Origin of the sequence: Calothrix sp. FACHB-168, from assembly GCF_963889195.1 — a bacterium.
Lineage (GTDB): Bacteria > Cyanobacteriota > Cyanobacteriia > Cyanobacteriales > Nostocaceae > Aulosira > Aulosira anomala_A.
In genome coordinates this window covers 61,126-79,958 of sequence record NZ_CAWPNJ010000010.1, presented here as the reverse complement: position 1 = coordinate 79,958, position 18,833 = coordinate 61,126, and the positions used below count along the sequence as shown (strand labels likewise).

Below are 18,833 nucleotides of genomic sequence, written 5' to 3'. Positions count from 1 at the left end.
GGACAAGGGGGACAAGGAGGACAAGGAATTTTAAATTTTGCGAAAAGTCAGAGCGCCGGAAGTCGGCGCTCTGCATTTTTTAAGCTAGATTTGCGATTCGTGGATTCTAATCTAAAATCCAAAATCCAAAATTGTTTCTATACCCAATGCCCAATGCCCAATGCCCAATGCCCAATGCCCCATGCCCAAAATCAACTTGCAATAGATACTGCTCCAATGGCAGACTTTTAAAGGGTATATGTCACAGGCCAAGGTAGTTCTATGACGGCATCAACAATTAATAAAGGCGATTCATCTAATGGCGATCGCTCTAAGGCAAGTGTTCTAAATCAAAAAGTTTTAGGTTCTCGTCGGTTTAGCAACTACTGGTGGGCAACGGTCGTTACCCTTGGAGCTACAGGCTTTGTATTAGCTTCGGTCTCTAGTTACCTCAAAGTTAATTTACTCATAGTTACCGACCCCACACAACTGATATTTGTCCCTCAAGGTTTGGTTATGGGGTTATATGGGGCGGCTGGCTTACTTTTAGCTCTATACCAATGGTTAACGATTTTATGGGATATAGGCGGCGGGTATAACGAATTTAACCAAGAAGCCGGCACAGTCAAAATTTTTCGTAATGGATTTCCTGGGAAAAATCGCCGCATTGAACTAGAAAATCGGATTCAAGATGTGCAATCGGTACAACTCACGGTGAAAGACGGCCTTAATCCCCGTCGCGCTCTCTATTTGCGTGTTAAAGGCAGAAGAGATATTCCCCTAACCAGAGTCGGTCAACCTTTACCCTTAAAAGATTTAGAAATTCAAGGTGCAGAGTTAGCTCGGTTTTTGGGAGTACCTTTAGAAGGTTTGTAAAAAATATTAACAATTGCTAATTGTTAGTGGTAGAGACGCGATTAATCGCGTCTGTACAATTGTCAGTTGTCAGTTGTCAGTTGCCTAAAGGCTAAGAAGCAATAATTTATTTACAGTTTTCTGGCTTTTTGCCTCATCAAGCCCTCAATCAGTAGATTCAAAATCTATAATCGTCAGGAAACGATAAGATACTCAGGTTGAGTCAGTAATTGGTAATGCGGTTAAAATTTCCACAATTTTTGGTTGCACTTGTAATTATTGGAGCTTTGGCTTTAGGTGGATGTTCAACACAGCAAGCTGTTTCTCCCTCTTCTCCAGCAGCAACAGCTAGCTCAACAGCAACCGAGACTAGCGGCAGTACAAGCACTGAGGCAACATCTGTATCACAAACTACTAGTGAGAGTATTCCAGGAATGAAAGATTTACCACGGCTCGAAGGCCAGGCTACAGTGGTGATGACGGTGAAAGGCTCACCAATTACTATCGAGTTAGACGGTACCAATGCCCCAATTACAGCAGGCAACTTTGTTGATTTGGTACAAAAAGGTGTATACGATGGCACAGCTTTTCATCGTGTAGTCCGCGATCCCCAACCATTTGTAGCTCAAGGGGGCGATCCTCAAAGTAAAGATCCGGCAGTTCCGGCTAATAGACTGGGAACAGGTAGTTTTATTGACCCTGATACCAAAAAAGTCCGCTATATTCCCTTAGAAATTAAGCCCAAAGGCGCAGATGAACCGCTTTACAATACAACATTTAATGCTAGTTCTAAAGCCGTTGTCTTACCTCATAAACAGGGTGTAATTGCAATGGCGCGATCGCAACCACCAGACTCTGCATCTTCGCAGTTTTACTTTACCCTTGCAGATCAAAGCTTTTTAGATGGTCAATATGCAGTATTTGGCAAAGTTACCGAAGGCTTTGATGTAGTCAACAAGATTCAGCAAGGCGATCGCATTGATTCTGCTAAAGTCACCAAAGGCGCAGAAAACTTAAAAGTCCCTGGTAAATAGTTAGCAATCGGGTAATGGGTAATAGAATTTCTTGATTACCCATGACCAATCCTCAATCTCAAATTCACAACTCTCCATTGGTTCAGGTTGTTGTCACTGGTATCGGTTTAGTTTCAGCTTTAGGAGAAAATTTAGCAAATAGCTGGCAGAATTTGATCGCAGGTAAGTCTGGAATTAAATTGCAGCAAGTATTTCCAGAATTGTCACCTCTGCCTGTAGGGTTGATTGGACAAAAACCAACTTCGTTAGAAATACTGAGAGAGTTGGTAGTTAAAGCTGCCTTAAAAGATGCTGGTTTATCATCGCCTTTAGCTGATTGTGCTGTGGTTATCGGCTCAAGTCGCAGCTATCAAGCTGAGTGGGAAATGCTAGCAAGCAAAATTTATAGTAGCGATCGCTTTTCATCTGTCGCAAATGGGGAAATGGCGAACTGGTTAGAGACATTACCCCACATGAATGCGATCGCCACAGCTAGACAAATTGGCTCGGTAAGCACTGTATTAGCACCCATGACAGCCTGTGCTACCGGAAGTTGGGCGATCGCTCAGGCGACAAGTTTAATCCAAACTGGACAATATCAAAGAGCGATCGCGGGTGCAGTTGAAGCCCCAATTACACCCTTAACTTTGACAGGATTTCAGCAAATGGGTGCTTTGGCGAAAACTGGGGCTTATCCCTTTGATTTACACCGTGAAGGCTTGGTTTTAGGGGAAGGCGCAGCTGTATTTGTGCTGGAATCGGCAGAATTAGCCAAGCAGCGTCAAGCGAAGATTTATGGTGAAGTTCTGGGTTTTAGTTTACTAAACGACGCCTATCACCCAAATGCACCAGATCCCCAGGGAAAAACTGCGATCGCATCCATTAAGCAATGCTTAGAGCGTAGTTATCTCGCACCAAGTGATATTGATTATATTCATGCTCATGGTACAGCTACACAAATCAACGACCTTGTAGAAAGCAAGGTAATTAAGCATCTATTTCCCCAAACAGTTGCAGTCAGTTCCACCAAAGGAGCTACAGGGCATACTCTAGGTGCATCAGGAGCTTTAGGGGTAGCTTTTTCCTTGCTAGCCTTAAAACAGCAGATTTTGCCCCCATGTGTGGGATTACAGCAACCAGAGTTTGATTTAAATTTAGTCACTGCGACAAGTCAACAAAAGATTCAGTATGTCCTTTGTTTAAGTTTTGGCTTTGGCGGACAAAATGCTGTGATTGCTTTGGGTAAAAATTTTAATGAACACAAAAATTAGATATTTGCTCGCCTGAAAGCTAAATTTTTGTGTCGCGAGAATATTTTCCTCTCCCTCAATTATCGAACAGTGAACTACCCACACTGACTTGGAGTACCAAGTACAGTGTTGGCTTCCAATTTCACAGAAGATTGCCGCATCTTAGGCTTGCGCCCGCGAATTGGTCTTACATCCTCTCCATTGGCGTTAGCCTCCCCTGTCCCAGAGGAGGACAGCATTTCGGCTGCGCTCAATGCAAGCATTCTGATACCTTCTGCTCTAATATTCATCGCTGCATTTCCATCCCTATCATGATGAGTACCGCAACTAGGACAAGTCCACGTTCTGACATCAAGCGGTAACTCAGATATTTGGTAATGACAATTAGAGCAAAGTTTGGAACTGGGGAACCATCGATTTATTTCTATCAATTTCCCACCACTACGTTCTAGTTTGTAGTTATATTGTAGTAACACTATTCCGGAAATATTTGGCGATTCCTCATACATCTTTTCCCTGTCTCCCTTGCAGGAAGAATCGCTCAAAGATGCAATCGTCATCGCCCGCCTTATATCCCGCCACTGATTTGGAGTACCGAATTCAGTGGGGGACGAGGGCGCGATTGAGTTAACGAACTTGAGTTCCTCGCTGGTGTAGTAGTTAACGGGAACAATACTAATGTGTTTTCGACTGATATCACAGGTAACACCTGTCTTCAGGTAATACTATATTTTATTTAGCTTCCCAATAATTCAGTAATTTTATAGTCTATTGATTGTTTCAGTTAATAGCTGCCAGTCTCTTAGTTGAGCAACAACTAAAGCAATTATATGGTTATATAACTAATTGAGAGGAGATTCCGGAATGAAGTGGATCAAGCAATCTATCAGTTTAGTAGCATTTTCGATACCAGTATTTTTGGAACTTGCTACTATTCCTACTATAGCAACACAGGCCCAAGCTCAGGTTAACTCAGCATCCCTGACTCAACAACCAACACAGTCTTTGCTAATTAGTCAAGGCTTCAAACCACCACAACGCGGATCGGCTCCTCCCAGTGCTGGTGGTGCTACCCGTGGCTCCTATTGCGTGCAGCAAAATCAGTTATTAACCACCTTACTACCAAAAGAAAATATCGGCTTAACTTTTTCGGAACGGCCCAGCTTTTTTTGGCATGTGCCTAAAGATACAGTTAAAACAGCGCAATTTTCCATTTTGGTGGAAGGCGATGAGAATAGCATAGAAGATGATGTAGTTTATGAAACAACTTTAAATGTGCCGACTCAACCAGGGATTATGAAATTTACGCTTCCAGAGAATAGCCCCCCTTTAAAAGTAGGTAAGCGTTACCACTGGTATTTGACTTTAGTTTGCGATCGCCAAAATCCCCCGAGAAATCCTTCTCTAGAAGGATGGGTTGAACGAGTACAACCAGAACCAAAACTATCAAAAGCTTTAGAACAAGCGGATTTACGCAAGCGCCCAGCTCTGTATGCAGATGCGGGAATTTGGCATGAAGCAATAACTAGTTTAGTTGCATTACGTTGTGCTGAACCAAATAATTTTAAGGTTACAGCTGATTGGCGAAAATTCTTTCAATCGGTTAATTTAAGTCAGTTTGCATCCGAACCCATCCTTGATTGTTGTAACAATAAGCAATAATTTTTAATACATTACTGGTTAATTAGCCAGTCAGGTATAAAGATAATCATTAGGGCACAATATGTTGTGCCCTTTCTTATCTGTGTTGAAATATAATAAGCTTTGCAAAGAAAATAAACATAAAAGACTCATAAGTAAGTCGGCGTTAAAAAATCAACCTATGTAACGAAGTGTAAAGTCAGCAAAGAGCTTATAAATGAATCGTTCCAGGTTTTTTACAAAACTCAACATACCTTGGTTTTATCGTGCCGACTTACTTATTAGTGAATCTAAATTTTTAATGATGCAAAATATTGTTTGCTAATGTTATATATAATTCACATCTGTAGGTTGGGTTGAGGAACAAAACCCAACATTTCCGCGAGTTTGTTGGGTTTCACTACGTCCAAACCAACCGATAATTTATCTTTAACTGAATAATATTGGTATTTATCCAGTAGAAAATTAAGTAAGAAAAAATTTCATCCATGCAATATTTAACTAATTAAAACTCAGGAATCAGGATTAAATATGATGGGGGCAAAGCTAAAACATCTAATATGGCAATGGCGGGGAGTTTTGCTAGCAGTACCTAATGTCACAGCTATTGTGATTGCGCTACGATTTACTGGATTGCTGCAATTATTAGAGTTAGCAGCCCTAGATCAGTTTGTGATTTTACGCCCTAAAAATCCTGTTGATGAGCGGATTGTTATTGTTGAGATTAATGAACCAGATATTATTAAGCTGAGAGAATGGCCTATATCTGATGCTGTATTAGCTAAAGTTCTCAATAATATCAAACAGCAACAACCTCAAGCCATTGGTTTGGATATTTATCGAGACTTACCTGTCAATCCCGGTCATCAAGATTTAGTGAAAATATTTCAGACCACACCCAACTTAATTGGAGTACAAAAGATATCCCATACACCTGATAGTTTTGATGTAGAAGCACCTCCAGAACTGAAAAAACGCCAACAAGTAGGTGCAAATGATTTACCTATAGATAGTGATGGGAAAATCCGCAGAGGTTTGCTGTACGTAGGTTTAAAAGATAACAGTATTATAGAAAGTTTTGCCTTGAAACTGGCATTATTATATTTAAAACCAGAAGGAATTACGGAAAAGCCATCAACCAGAAACCCTAATTACTTACAACTTGGTAAAGGTACTTTTCCCATTTTTGAACCCAATGATGGGGGATATATGGGGGCTAATGCCAGTAGTTATCAAATCCTCTTAAACTATAGAGGAACAATGAATCAGTTTCATAAAATATCTATCAATGATGTTTTAACAAACCGTATTCCCCCCAACTTGATGCAAGGTAAAATCGTTTTAATTGGTTCGACGGCGGAGAGTTTAAAAGATTTATTTTGGACGCCATATAGTAGTAATTTATTTACCTCTCCTGAACGAATGGCTGGGGTAGTAATTCATGCTAATTTAATTAGTCAAATATTAAGTTCAGCCTTACAAGGACGCTCAGAAATTAAGACTTTGCCTGAAGAATTAGAGTGGTTATGGATTTTATTTTGGTCAATTTTTGGTGCTACTTGGTGTTGGCAACAAAGACATAGCAGTACTGAGAAAAGACATATACCTTTTATCGCTAATGGTACTGGTAGCATCTTTATTATCAGCGCCTGTTTACTGGGTGGAAGTTACCTGGCGTTTATTTTTTCTTGGTGGATTCCTGTAGTACCCTCGCTGTTAGCTTTAACAGGATCGGCGATCGCAGTTACGCAGTATATTGCCCGTAGCGCAGCAGAAATGCGCCGTACCTTTGGGCGTTATGTAACAGATGAAGTAGTGTCAAATTTACTCGAAACTCCTTCAGGGTTGAAGCTAGGAGGAGAACGGCGGAAAGTAACTGTGCTAATGTCGGATTTAAGAGGTTTTTCTGCTGTATCGGAACGATTAGCCCCAGAACAGGTAGTAGCCATTCTCAATATCTATTTAGGCGCAATGGCGGATGTGATTAATCAATACAATGGCACAATTAATGAATTTATTGGCGATGGGATCTTTGTCATGTTTGGTGCGCCAGTTAGCCGCGAAGATGATGCTCAAAGAGCGATCGCTTGTGCAATTGCAATGCAATTAGCGATGAAGCCTGTAAACGAACATAACCAGCAAATGAATTTACCACTGTTAGAAATGGGAATTGGCATACATACAGGCGAAGTGGTAGCTGGTAATGTTGGCTCGCAAAAACGTGCTAAATATTCTGTTGTTGGTAGTCATGTAAATCTTACCGCCCGGATTGAATCTTATACCGTGGGCGGTCAAATTCTGATTTCTGAAGAAACCATTAAAGATGCTAATATTGACTTAAGAATTGATGGCGAATTGCGAGTAGAACCAAAGGGAATTAAAGCCCCAATTACTATCTATGATATTGGCGGTATTGGTGGTAAATATAATCTTTACATACCCCAAGCTCAAGAAAATTTCTTGCATTTATCACAGGAAATTCCTCTAGAATTTACCATTTTAGAAGGTAAACATGCTGTAGGCACTATATTTACAGGTGAGCTTGTTTCCTTGTCAGATAATGGCGGACAATTGCGATCGCCGAATTCGTTAGAACCTTTAATGAATCTGAAAATGAAATTGGTTAATGCTCCCGAAATTGCGCCGGGAGATGGCGATATTTATGCCAAGGTGCTGAAAAAATCTCCAGAAAATGAACAGCATTTTCAAATTCGGTTTACAGCTGTTCCTCCCAAGGTAACAGCCATACTGGATAGTATACGCCAATCGGAAGTTGGTAAATAATGGGCATTGGGCATTGAGCATTGGGTATAAAAATTCGCTGGCTTCTCCCCTGTGTCTCTCTTGGGCAGTTTAATAAAGTATTAAAACATAGGGACTAGGTATGAGAGGTTAGCAAAGAGAGATTTTCATGTTTGCTTGGGGAATTTATTAATGAGTGTCTAACTGGAAAACGGTAGCTTCAGAGTAGTTGTCACCTTGTGGAGTGTTGATGACGAGGCAACATCCGAATTAATGAAAAAGTTTTATGGATTCATGTTACAAAATAACTTGCAACCTGCTGCCGCACTCAGAGCAGCAAAAAGGGAAATGTGGCGCGATCGCAAATATCAATCACCTTATTCTTGGGCAGCTTTTACTCTCCAAGGTGAGTAGAAGTAAGGTAGTCTCGAATTCTAGAGCATGTATAATCAAATGCGGGCAGAAGTGAATTTTTTGACAAAAAAAGCACATTTATGAATTGAAACAAGTCCGTAATAGGAGGAAGGAATCTATGGCATTTGTAATCGATACAAGCATTATCATTGATGCGCCACCTGACAGAGTCTTTAAGGTGTTGACTGATTTCGGCGCTTACTCCCAGTGGAACGATCTACTATTATTTCATAGTGGCGATCCGATTGTAGGCAGCAAGCTAAAGTTGGAATTGCGTTTGCCAGACGGAAAAGGCTTTGTATTTGAACCTACTGTCATCACATGCGAAAAAAACCTTTGCTTTGCATGGCTAGCTAGGACAATGATGAAAGGGGTTTTTGATGGCGAACATCGGTTTGAACTAACGCAACTTGAGGGCAACCGAACTCAGCTAAGAAATATAGAATATTACAGTGGGATGTTAAGTCCATTGTTCCAGCGATCGCCGATGATGCGTGATGCAGACAAAGGCTTTGAACAGATGAATGAGGCTCTGAAAACAAGAGTTGAATCTTTGCAAAGCACAGCATGAAATTGCGGCGAGTAAATTTTTATACCCTCGCCTCTCCTGGGCAAAGAATCTTCAATACAAGGTAAGTAGAAACCCCAAGGCCATATGAACTCAGTATAGATAGTTCAGGGCTACTTCAAAGCCTACGCTCACCGCAAGCGGTGAGCGTAGGTAGTTCAGTGTCAAACAATTCCGCCAGTCGCTCGAATATTTTGTCCTGTAATCCAATGGGCATCCTGAGAAACGATTAATGCAACAGTACTTGCAATATCACTAGGTTTTCCCAATCGTCCCAGAGGGGTTTGATCGATTAGGTGGTTCACTTGCTCTTGATTCAGTACTAATCCATCCGTTTCAGTCACTCCAGGCGCAACAGTGTTGACCGTAATCCCACGTACACCTACTTCCTTGGCTAGCGCCTTGCTGAATTGCTCAATAGCAGCTTTGCTGCCAGTATAAGCTCCCGCAGCAGGAAGTGCCATTGATGTGCCGCCTGTGGAAATACTGACAATTCGACCACCATCTGCCAGATGTCGTGCTGCTTCCTGAAGCGCGAAATAAACTCCTTTGGTAATATCAAACATACTATCGTACTCCTCCTCATTCATTTCAGCAGTTGGCTTGAATAAATTTTTCCCAGCAGCGTTGTTAACTAGAATGTCAACCTTGCCAAAATGGTTGAGGGTTTTTTGGAACAGACTACGAACATCAGCAATTTTGCGCAGATCAACCTGCACTGCGATTGCTTCGGCTCCAGTAAGCTGAATTTTAGAGACGACTTCCTGTGCCCGTTCTTCATTACCTATATAAGTAACAACTACATTGGCACCATCTTGCCCTAAACGTTCAGCGATTGCTCGTCCGATTCCTCTAGAAGAACCTGTAACAATGGCGACTTTGCTACTTAAAGGACGATTTACAGATATTTGATGGTCTATATTAGCCATATTTGTTTCCTGATGTTATTTATTTTTGAATAATCTAATCATCTGTCGCTATTTGCAAGCACAACTCTGTAATATAATCATTTCCGCAACACTTAAACCACATCTATTTTGAGAACCATAGTTTTAAAAGTAGTGGGAGCATCTTGCTCCCTGGGCTTCTTAGCTGCGTAGGTTGGGTTGAGGAACGTAGACGCGGAGCGGCTTCCCGTAGGTTAACCCAACATTTCCAGGAGTTTGTTGGGTTTACACACGGTAAGCCCAACCTACAATTATCCTTAACTGAACCGTATTGGCTTATATATAGGTTATTTTTAGGTTATTTTGTCGTTTTTGCCAAAATTTTTTACCCTCTTATTTCAGAGAAGGTATTGCAATAAAAGAGGGCTTACCTTGTTAGCGAAGCCCTCGCAATCAGAAAAAGTTGAGTTTAAGAACCAGGTTTTTGTGAGCTAGTTAGACAAAAACGAAGTCATTACTTGTAAATTCATTGAAATAAATGTTTCTGACATTTGCCAGGGATATCTCCTTCTGTATTCCGCCATCCGTAAACTTAGCGATAATACTGGTACTGCCAAGATCGCTAAAAGTAGGCAACAGTTGTAAATCATCAAACTCAACAATGTCACCAACTTTTTGGATGTAAATCTTGTCAACACCCAATCTAAAGTCCATGATCGTGTTTCTTGTATCCGACAGTTCTGGGTATGACAAACCAGCTGGTAAGAGAGACTTGGCAGAATCTGAATATTCAACCTTCACTGTATCAGTAGGTAATCCAGCACTCACAATCCAGAATTGATCTTTACCAGCACCACCATAAAGGAGATTATTACCACCTTGGCGGATGTAAAGTTTATCGTTACCGCTACCCCCACACAGTTGATCGTTACTACCTGCAATCAGAGTATCTTTACCACTACCGCCATCGAGAAGGTTGTGACCCTTATCGTCAAGCCCCTCTAAACCGATCCCAACGGAAGCGTCAATGAAATCGTCTCCAGCACCACCGAAACCGCGATCGTTAACGTTGAGAATAATGGTATCGCTACCTTGTCCACCGCACAGTTTATTCCACCCTTTACCCTCAGAAGCATCTAAAATATCGTTCCCTTGTTCACCATACACCCTATCATACTTAGAAGCGTAAACTTCATCGTCTCCCTTACCAGCATAGATCAGGCGTCGGCTCTCAAACCCTTCTACAGACCAACCTTCCCCTACAATAGGAACAGGACGACCACCCTCAGCTTTTGGTTTATCTCTGAACACATCAAAGGCAAACTCCTCAGCCGGAGTCACTAAAAAATCATACTGTGTTGGCGGCGCATCAAAGGGTAATACTACTATTGTGTCAGTAGTTGATAAACCCGCTTGTGTATCTGTGGGTAATTCTTCTACTACATCGGGCACTGTACTGAGTGCTTGGCTTTCTGGTAAGTATACCTGAGTAATTACTCCCTTCCTACCAGCCTCTGCATAGTCGTAGCGTAAAATTTCAATAATATGCAACTGACTATCGTCCCCAATTTGCCCATCAATAACATTGAATACACCCTGATCTATAACTAATTCATTTGTAGATGGATTAACAGTAGCAGTCTCAAAAGTGCCATCATACTGTAATCCATTAAATTTCTGTGGATCTAAATTAAAGTCTGAATATCCTGCAGAAACGTCAAATAAATACCTGAAGGTATTAGGATTATCAGACTCAGACTCGTTAAAGTAATCGTTATTATTGCTCAGGTGTATGATTTTATTTGGTTTTACAGATGGTAGGGGATTTAGAGGTGAGGGAAATAGCGGATCGGGTTGGTATTGATAGACTTGCGGACGGTTTGATGTATTTTGGCTAGCAAGGTATTTTTGTTGGTATTCTTGAGGATTGACTGTAATTGCCAACGCCTCTACTGTTTCTGTTCCTTTATTAACTATTGAATAGGGAGTCTGAGGTGCAATATAAACATAGGTTTCTGGGCCTGCTGTCTTTTCTTCGTCACCAATCTTTAGTGAAAGTTGTCCTTTCTCTACATAGAAAATTTCATTTTTATCACTAACAACTTGATCTGGATAAGGGTTACTAGGTTGGGATGCCAGAGAAAACTCGTTATAGGAAAATTGATTCCCAGATTCTGTAAAATTAACCAAAGAAGTGTAGTTGATCCCAAACTGCCCCACCACGGTCGGACGCTTCTCAATCCCTTCCTGATTACCAGTGGTATAAACCTGGAAACCAGGCTTACCTATCAGCGACTTAGCATTATCTACTACTTCTCCTTGTGCGTCTTCTGGCAGCACGAGTATATAATCAAGAGCATCTGCTGGTGGTTGATACCCCGGTCTTAAGGCTGTTAAGATGATGCCAGCATTAGTCCGGGCATTAAATTTGCCAAGATTAAGAAAATCATCGGGTGTAGGCCCAGAAAATGTCGGTATTTCCTCATTTCTATCTATTACTCGTTTTGCTGCTGCATCAAAGAATAAGTCTAATGCCCCAGGCACAGTCATCGATAGGGTTCTAGCTCCCGGCGTTTTTCCGATTACTGTGGCTGTAGAGTCTAGGTTGCGATATCCGTGAGTCAGGTCTTTTGGCCCAAATACAGTTGTTCCCTTAGGTACAACTAAACTGTCAGTTCCCTGGTTACCTAAGTTGAATTGGAATTGTCCATCAGTGACATGCCAAATCTCCGACTCAAAAGGGTGAATATGGGGGGGCGGCCCGCCATTTACTGGCAGAAAAAAGTCAAAGAAATTAAAAGAACGAGCACTCTCTCTCGTACTTGTTAGGAAAGTGTAAAGGTCACCAGAAGCATAAACCGCTCGGTTAGATGTATCGTTCCGGTTAACTATCTTGTATTCACCAATAACTTTAGTGGGCGTTACTGTTCCATCAATCGCAAAAACTGGGCCTGTAGTATGTGTCATTTTCTTAATACTTGGTAAGTAGATTTGATGCTAGGTAGGCAGCAGTTAACAGCATGAAATTCTTAGTAGTTTATTGAACCCATGAACTGTTTTAGCTTCTATAGTAGAAGGGAAATTTTTCCTTTAACAAAGTAACCAAATTAAAGATTCATATTCGTGAGTTTATTACATAGCTACCGCTAATAAAATGCTAGATAATGCTTAATCGCAAAATTGTAAAAATTATAACATCTTTTATTTGAGTGCAAGTATCTATGAGACAAAAAAAATACTATCATTCTTAATTTTTGTTGGGATAAAAAACTACTACACAGAGAAGTCATGACCAGGGATAGCAGTGTTCTGGAACCGAGAAAAATGTCTCTCAAAAGCTTGTCTTTTATCGGTTCTAACAGCCTATCTCCTGGACAAAATTACTCAAAATTGGCAAAAGGTTTGCGACCATCAGCTAATTGTTGCAATTAAGTAATATTTTTTACTTAAAATAAATGAAGTACTTAGCCATATAAGCCAAATTAGCAGCCCAGGTTTACAATTCTTATCTTTTTACCAAGTTTTGCAAAATTCTCAATTACTCATGGGCTGAAACCCTTGATGCATAGTAAATTTGTTTACTTACATGGCAGGTTGTAGATGAATTATAAAATAAAAATAGAGATGTCTCCTCAAGAATAATTGCTTTTAAATTATGCACTATGTACTACACTTTTCGCAGAGTGTAAATAACTATTAAATTGTATAAAAATGTATAAAAATTGTTTGACTTGCCCGTAATCAGCATGTATAACCACAGTCAAGGATATTTGTTCTATTTAATACTTGTTTACATAAAGTAAATATACTATAGTTTTAGAGAATATTGAGTGCAATAATTTACGTCTAATTTGTTTTATTGCTGAGTATTGCTATTCATGCTTTACTGACAATAACTGATCGCATTCGTACTGCTGAGTTGAAAGTATTGAGATGCAATGTACTTGATCTCATGATTCTATTAAATAGAAATAGTGGATAAAAATTGTCGAAATAATGGCTATTAAAACTATGGTGAATACACAAAACATTTGGTTGGGTTTAAGTTCAAATGACGCCCAAGGACAAATAGACTTATTCAGAGCAAATAATTTATTTACAACTGGCAATACACAAAATATTAGGCTGATTCCCTATGGTACAAACTTCAATAAGGGAGTAGACCTTGCTATTGCCGATGTTAATTATAAACATGGTCAAGACAGTAGCATCAGTAAAAGTGATGATATAACTGACATCATCACAATCCAGCGTTCTTTAGGTAATTCTCTAAACGATAAATTTACTGTCAAAGTATTTGATGGCAAAATCTTAATAGATAAACAAGCGTTAACGAAGACTTTTAATGGTGATGAAAAAAACTTACTGATTACAGAGATTACAGCTTTTCCAGATATCCCTATATCAACAACTCAAGTTGCATCCATTAGCTCTGGCGATCTCAATGGCGACGGCTTCGCAGATATAGTTGTCGGTTTAGGCGGTTTAGGTGAAGGGAAAACTCCAATAATTGAAATTTATAGTGGTAAAGACTATAAACTATTTAGTCGCATTACTCCATTTCATCATGAAGAAAGTTTTCAAGGTGGAATTAATTTAGCAGTAGGAGATATTAACGGAGATAATTATGGCGACATCATTGTAGCTCAAGGTAATGGTGGACGTGGATTAGTAGAAGTTTATAGCGGCAAATTAATTGCTGAAAAAGGTACGTTAAATGGTGATGATACAGCACATCATACAACGCTGTTGTCTCAAGAATTCCAACCTTATGGAGATGAATATACAGAAGAGGTAGATGTGACCTCTGGCTATATACTCCAAAGACCTGATGAGCCAAATGGCTACCCTGTTCAAACCAATTATGCTAACCTGACAACAATTGCTAAGGGTTCTATCATCGATTGTCGCGATCAAATTCAGGTATTTACTTTTAAGGGAACAAGTCAAATTGATCAAGATGATGATGATGATGATGATGATGATGATGATGATGATGATGAAAGTTGCTCTTGCTGTGAAGGCAATAAATATGATGAATTTTATCTTGATGCATCATTAACTCCTGATGATAACATTCGAGAAATTTCTGGAACCTTTGCCGATTTACCAGATGCTGTAGGCGAACCAGTTCTTTTTAGCCGTAAAGAAAATGGTGAATATGAGCTAATTTACTTAGGAGATGAAAACGAATATGAATCGACGGTAATTACTACAGCTTCTGCCACATTAGCTCCACTCCTGATCAAAAATAATAATGATGTTTTTGGCATTCAAGGTAATGGTAAAGTAAACCTCAAAGTTACTCTAATAGGACGTAATTCTAATTTAGTAAATGAACTAGGATTGTTCTTTGTTGATGATAGTACTGGTACAATTAATGGTATTGCTCCTGGTGCAGCAGGTTATATTCAAGCTGCTTTAGCGCGATCAAAAACTATTTTCTCCGTTATTGCTAATACTCCTAATGGATTTAAGATAGACAATATTACAAGGTTGCTGGAATTACAGTCCGGTACTCAATTGAGGTTTTTATTAGTAAAAAATAGCACTATTGATGCTGTTCAGGCTGGAATTACTTCTACAACAGAAGTGTTATTTGCTGAGTCATCAAGCCAAATTACACAGTTAAATAATGGTGAATTTTCTCTAGCTTGGAAGGATGCTTCTGGTAACAACGTGAATGATTTTCAAGCTTTATCAGTGAAAATTCAGGTTACTAACGATCCATTACCTCTCGGCGTAGGTTTGCAAGGAAACTCACAAACAGAAGTCATAGATTTACGGAATGTGACACAACAAGTGACAGCTGATTTTATAGTCAATAGAGAAGCTGCTTATGACAATTTTGTTGGGTTCTATAAAGTCAATGACGAGAGTGGTGGTATTGATATTAATGGCGATGGTAATGTTGACTTGCGTCCTGGTGACTCAGGCTATGCTCAAGCCGCAGTGCGTGGGCGGGTTGCAGGTATAGATTTAACAGTAAATAATCAAGGTACAGCATCTTATAGTGGAATTTTCACAGATGGTTCCATTTTTGCACCATTTATTATTGTTCGAGGTAGACCAGAGGCAATTTTAGATAATAACTCTAGTAACGATCCATCTGTTTACTTCCCATTCTTGGGAGCTAACTCAGATAAGGTCGATCATATTCGTTTGTTAGGAAATAACATCTTTGGCTTTGAGGATTTACCTAATGGTGGCGATCGCGATTTTAACGATGTTATTGTACAAGTGAATTTGAAGCTTAGAGAAACTTTATAATTATTCGGACTTACGCACACTCTACGAATTCTTCTGCCAAGGGGAGACACTGCACTAATCTTGGTAAAGCGGTCGCAGTCTTAATGCTTTGCGTCGATTGCGTTAGCGAAGCCTTAGCGACGTAGGAGCGTCACTGCTGAACCCGTTCCCGAAAGGTAGGACGATTCGATAAATTCAGATTTTTGATAATTTTTGCGTAAGTCCTGGTTATCTGACGTTAGATTGTGTTTTCGCTAAACGCAACTCATCATCAATATTGCCGATGCTTCAGACTGTTTCATTGATCTGAGTGAAGACAGCACTCAAAATTTTTTTGCACACAACAATAGACATCTCAAAGGTGTAAAGTATAACCTAACAATGTTTATCGCCTGACCCAAATACTGAAAATTCATGAGAAATTTGCAATTACTAGGCAACTATCGTTCTGTTTACAGGCAGATACTGCTCACAATCTCAGCAATTTTAGTTTACCAAATACTACCTAATTACACCCAGGTATTCGCACAAGAAGTTAAAACAATTAGCGCTCAATCTCTCACAGGGCAACAGCTATTAGATGGCACAGGAACAGACCAATTGCTATTTTTACCATCGTCACCAACAACTGTTACCGCGAGCAAAACCCCTTTACCAGCACAAAATCATCAGATAATTATTGCCCAAACAACTAGTCAGCCTGTATCTAACCCAAACACAATTTCCCCAGGAGCAGGGGATAATCATCTGTTAGCGCCATCGAACGCAGAGGATGGCCAAACAGATCCGATGGCTCAAGTCACCAACATTTCTCAGTTGCAAGACGTTGCACCTACAGATTGGGCTTTTACGGCGCTGCAATCCTTAGTTGAGCGTTATGGCTGTATAGCTGGCTATCCTAATGGTACATTCCGTGGCGATCGCGCTTTGACTCGTTATGAATTTGCCGCAGGTTTAAATGCTTGTTTAGACCGGATAAATGAACTAATTGGTACGGCTACTCAAGAGTTAGTCACAAAACAAGATCTAGAAACTTTAAAGCGCTTACAAGAAGAATTTGCTAGTGAATTAGCCACTCTTCGCGGTCGGGTAGATGCTTTAGAAGCACGTACTACGGAATTAGAAGCCAATCAGTTTTCCACCACCACCAAACTGTTTGGTAATTTAAGAGTACAAACTAATGCGTATTTTTCCGGTGATGGCAATCCTAGTGCTAATATCCAATACAACCTTTTCTTGGGATTACTCAGTAGTTTCACGGGTAGAGATTTATTGCTGACGGCAATTGGTGTGACTAACACCCAATTTCCCGAACTGGCTAACACCAACAATGGCAGAGATGTTGGTACCACTAGGGAAGGCTCTAGCGATGCTACAGGCTCAGGTGACACCGGTAGTTTCGCTCGCCTCATCGGTTTAGAATATCAATTTCCCATTGGCGAAAAATTATTAATCGATGTAGTTGCTGCTAATCGCTATCGTTTTAGCCCATTTTTACTATCACAATACGCTCCTTACTATCGGCTAGGTCAAGGCCCTACCAGTGCCTTTGCAGAAGCACCCCCAATTTATTTAGTCGGTGCAGGCTCTGGTGTTTCTGCTAGCTATAAAATTGTTGACTCGACAGTATTAACTTTGACTTACTTAGGAACCTTTGCCAACGAATCCCAAGCAGGTGGTTGGTTCAATGGTGACTACATTGCTGCTGCCCAGATTAACTATAATCCCAGCCCGAATTTCTTTTTACAACTTTTATACCAACACGGTTATTTTAATCCCGGTAATTTTGGCTTTCATAACGGTCAAACTTTTCGCGATAATGGTTTTGTTGGTTCTGCCCTGGCAAATCGCTTTGATGATGCTGGTGTATTATTTAACGATGCATCTGCGGTTAGCACTAATGCTTATCAGATTGGCGGCTTCGTGGCCATTAGTCCTAAAGTACTGCTTGGGGGCTGGGCTAACCTGATCAAAGCTAGACTCATTGGCAAAGGTGATGCGGATATTTGGACTTACTCAGTGCAAGCAGCCTTTCCCGATTTATTTAGAAAAGGTAATCAGGGAGGCTTAATTGTTGGTATGGAACCGACCCTGACAGGTTTAAGAACTAATCTGCCCTATGCAGAATTCAAAAATGATACCTCATTGCATATCGAAGCTTATTATCGCCACCAGCTTTCCGAGCAAGTCTCTATTAGTCCCTCTTTGATTTGGATTACATCGCCCAACCAAGATGCTAGCAATGAAGATATTATCATTGGTGGGATTAGAACCAACTTCAACTTTTAGGAATGTTGCCTTCACAGCAAGCTTTTCTGGTGTTTTTTTTATCCAGATGTAAAAAGTTATTAAATTCAGGGTGATGAAAAAATAGAGTCATGCCAATATCTTAGTAAGAAGTACATATAAAGCAAGCAGCAAGCTTGTTAGCCCCGCATTTGCCATCGGGGCTAAGATATGGTACTAAAAATTCAACCTCACTATCAGTCAAATGTTTAGTGAGATAACCCTCGGCACACCCCGACTAACTGTCGGTTATTCAGTCAAGACTTAAAGTCACAGCAAAACTACTGCTCTATAACTGAGATCGTAATTGATCGGCAAAAGTCCCATACCTACCTAAGCGATCGCCCTTAATTCGATATATATGAAATCTTAGCTTAATAACGATCAAGTGATGATTAAGTTTTACTGCATAAATCTTTAGATTTGCTGCATAAACACTTAATCGATCCCAAGCAAGAAGTTATAGTTGACACAGTTCATAACCACTACTGAGAAAATTAGGGAAAAGTTGGGTAATGAAATACGAAAATGCGGTTTTAGATGACAAAGAACTACAAAAAGCTTTAATACAAATCAATCCTAAATTTGGTGACTTTGTCACCAGGGTTGCCGGTGAAGCTTGGGGTTTGCCGCTCATTGATCAAAAAACCAAAGCGCTGATCACAATCGCTATTGACGTAGTTAATCAAGATCAGGTAGGGCCGGGCAACCCCTTTGGTGCGCATGTGAATATGGCACTCCAGCAAGGAGCAACTAGGGAGGAGATTGAAGAACTATTATTATTCCTGTGTGTTTATGCAGGTTTTAATAAAGTGGCAGGTTGTTTTGGCACGCTCAACGAAATTCTCAAGTAGAACACAGGGGCAAATTTCCGAAATCAGTATATTCCGCATTGTAGCCCTACAAAGTAGCTCTGGTAAGGTATAGATAGAGAGAGATTCCCCAAGAC

Annotated in this window: 12 protein-coding genes and 1 pseudogene; 10 read left to right on the top strand and 3 right to left on the bottom strand. The window is 40.2% G+C overall.

The window, feature by feature from the left end; all coding sequences use genetic code 11:
• Positions 1 to 261 precede the first annotated feature (261 nt).
• From AACW45_RS04225 to AACW45_RS04215, 3 genes are all read left to right on the top strand, one after another.
• The gene (locus AACW45_RS04225; RefSeq protein WP_190631406.1) at positions 262 to 855 is read left to right on the top strand and encodes a photosystem I assembly protein Ycf4; all 594 of its coding nucleotides are present in this window, start codon (positions 262 to 264) and stop codon (positions 853 to 855) included.
• 215 nt (positions 856 to 1,070) lie between these two features.
• A complete protein-coding gene (locus tag AACW45_RS04220) occupies positions 1,071 to 1,868 on the top strand; it encodes a peptidylprolyl isomerase (RefSeq protein ID WP_190631404.1) in 798 nt (265 codons plus the stop codon).
• 41 nt (positions 1,869 to 1,909) lie between these two features.
• Entirely contained in the window at positions 1,910 to 3,118 is a 1,209-nt protein-coding gene (locus AACW45_RS04215) for a beta-ketoacyl-ACP synthase (RefSeq protein ID WP_190631402.1), read from the top strand.
• Positions 3,119 to 3,192: 74 nt separating this feature from the next.
• Here AACW45_RS04215 and AACW45_RS04210 read toward each other — a convergent pair.
• Positions 3,193 to 3,555, bottom strand: a pseudogene (locus AACW45_RS04210) (zinc ribbon domain-containing protein); the annotation flags it as partial.
• A gap of 406 nt (positions 3,556 to 3,961) precedes the next feature.
• Between AACW45_RS04210 and AACW45_RS04205 the strand changes: the two are divergent.
• The 4 genes from AACW45_RS04205 to AACW45_RS04190 all read left to right on the top strand — a co-directional run bounded on the left by AACW45_RS04205 (position 3,962) and on the right by AACW45_RS04190 (position 8,465).
• The gene (locus tag AACW45_RS04205; RefSeq protein ID WP_190631400.1) at positions 3,962 to 4,759 is read left to right on the top strand and encodes a DUF928 domain-containing protein; all 798 of its coding nucleotides are present in this window, start codon (positions 3,962 to 3,964) and stop codon (positions 4,757 to 4,759) included.
• Positions 4,760 to 5,272: 513 nt separating this feature from the next.
• The gene (locus AACW45_RS04200; protein ID WP_190631398.1) at positions 5,273 to 7,522 is read left to right on the top strand and encodes a CHASE2 domain-containing protein; all 2,250 of its coding nucleotides are present in this window, start codon (positions 5,273 to 5,275) and stop codon (positions 7,520 to 7,522) included.
• Between the two features lie 162 nt (positions 7,523 to 7,684).
• Positions 7,685 to 7,894, top strand: coding sequence for a CHAT domain-containing protein (locus AACW45_RS04195; protein WP_190631599.1), 210 nt, complete (start codon positions 7,685 to 7,687; stop codon positions 7,892 to 7,894).
• A 118-nt stretch (positions 7,895 to 8,012) separates the two neighbouring features.
• Positions 8,013 to 8,465, top strand: a complete 453-nt coding sequence (locus AACW45_RS04190) for an SRPBCC domain-containing protein (protein ID WP_190631396.1) — start codon at positions 8,013 to 8,015, stop codon at positions 8,463 to 8,465.
• Between the two features lie 161 nt (positions 8,466 to 8,626).
• On the opposite strand, the gene AACW45_RS04185 is transcribed toward AACW45_RS04190, so the two are convergent.
• Both AACW45_RS04185 and AACW45_RS04180 read right to left on the bottom strand, forming a co-directional pair.
• The gene (locus AACW45_RS04185) at positions 8,627 to 9,391 is read right to left on the bottom strand and encodes an SDR family oxidoreductase (protein WP_190631394.1); all 765 of its coding nucleotides are present in this window, start codon (positions 9,389 to 9,391) and stop codon (positions 8,627 to 8,629) included.
• Positions 9,392 to 9,844: 453 nt separating this feature from the next.
• Positions 9,845 to 12,316: a cupin domain-containing protein gene (locus AACW45_RS04180; RefSeq protein ID WP_190631393.1), complete on the bottom strand. Its 2,472-nt coding sequence runs from the start codon at positions 12,314 to 12,316 to the stop codon at positions 9,845 to 9,847.
• A gap of 1,029 nt (positions 12,317 to 13,345) precedes the next feature.
• On the opposite strand from AACW45_RS04180, the gene AACW45_RS04175 reads away from it, so the two are divergent.
• The 3 genes from AACW45_RS04175 (at position 13,346) to AACW45_RS04165 (ending at position 18,738) form a co-directional block, all read left to right on the top strand.
• A complete protein-coding gene (locus AACW45_RS04175) occupies positions 13,346 to 15,619 on the top strand; it encodes a DUF4114 domain-containing protein (protein WP_190631391.1) in 2,274 nt (757 codons plus the stop codon).
• A gap of 393 nt (positions 15,620 to 16,012) precedes the next feature.
• Positions 16,013 to 17,887, top strand: a complete 1,875-nt coding sequence (locus AACW45_RS04170) for an iron uptake porin (protein ID WP_242045740.1) — start codon at positions 16,013 to 16,015, stop codon at positions 17,885 to 17,887.
• 512 nt (positions 17,888 to 18,399) lie between these two features.
• A complete protein-coding gene (locus AACW45_RS04165; protein WP_096603731.1) occupies positions 18,400 to 18,738 on the top strand; it encodes a carboxymuconolactone decarboxylase family protein in 339 nt (112 codons plus the stop codon).
• Positions 18,739 to 18,833: the final 95 nt, after the last annotated feature.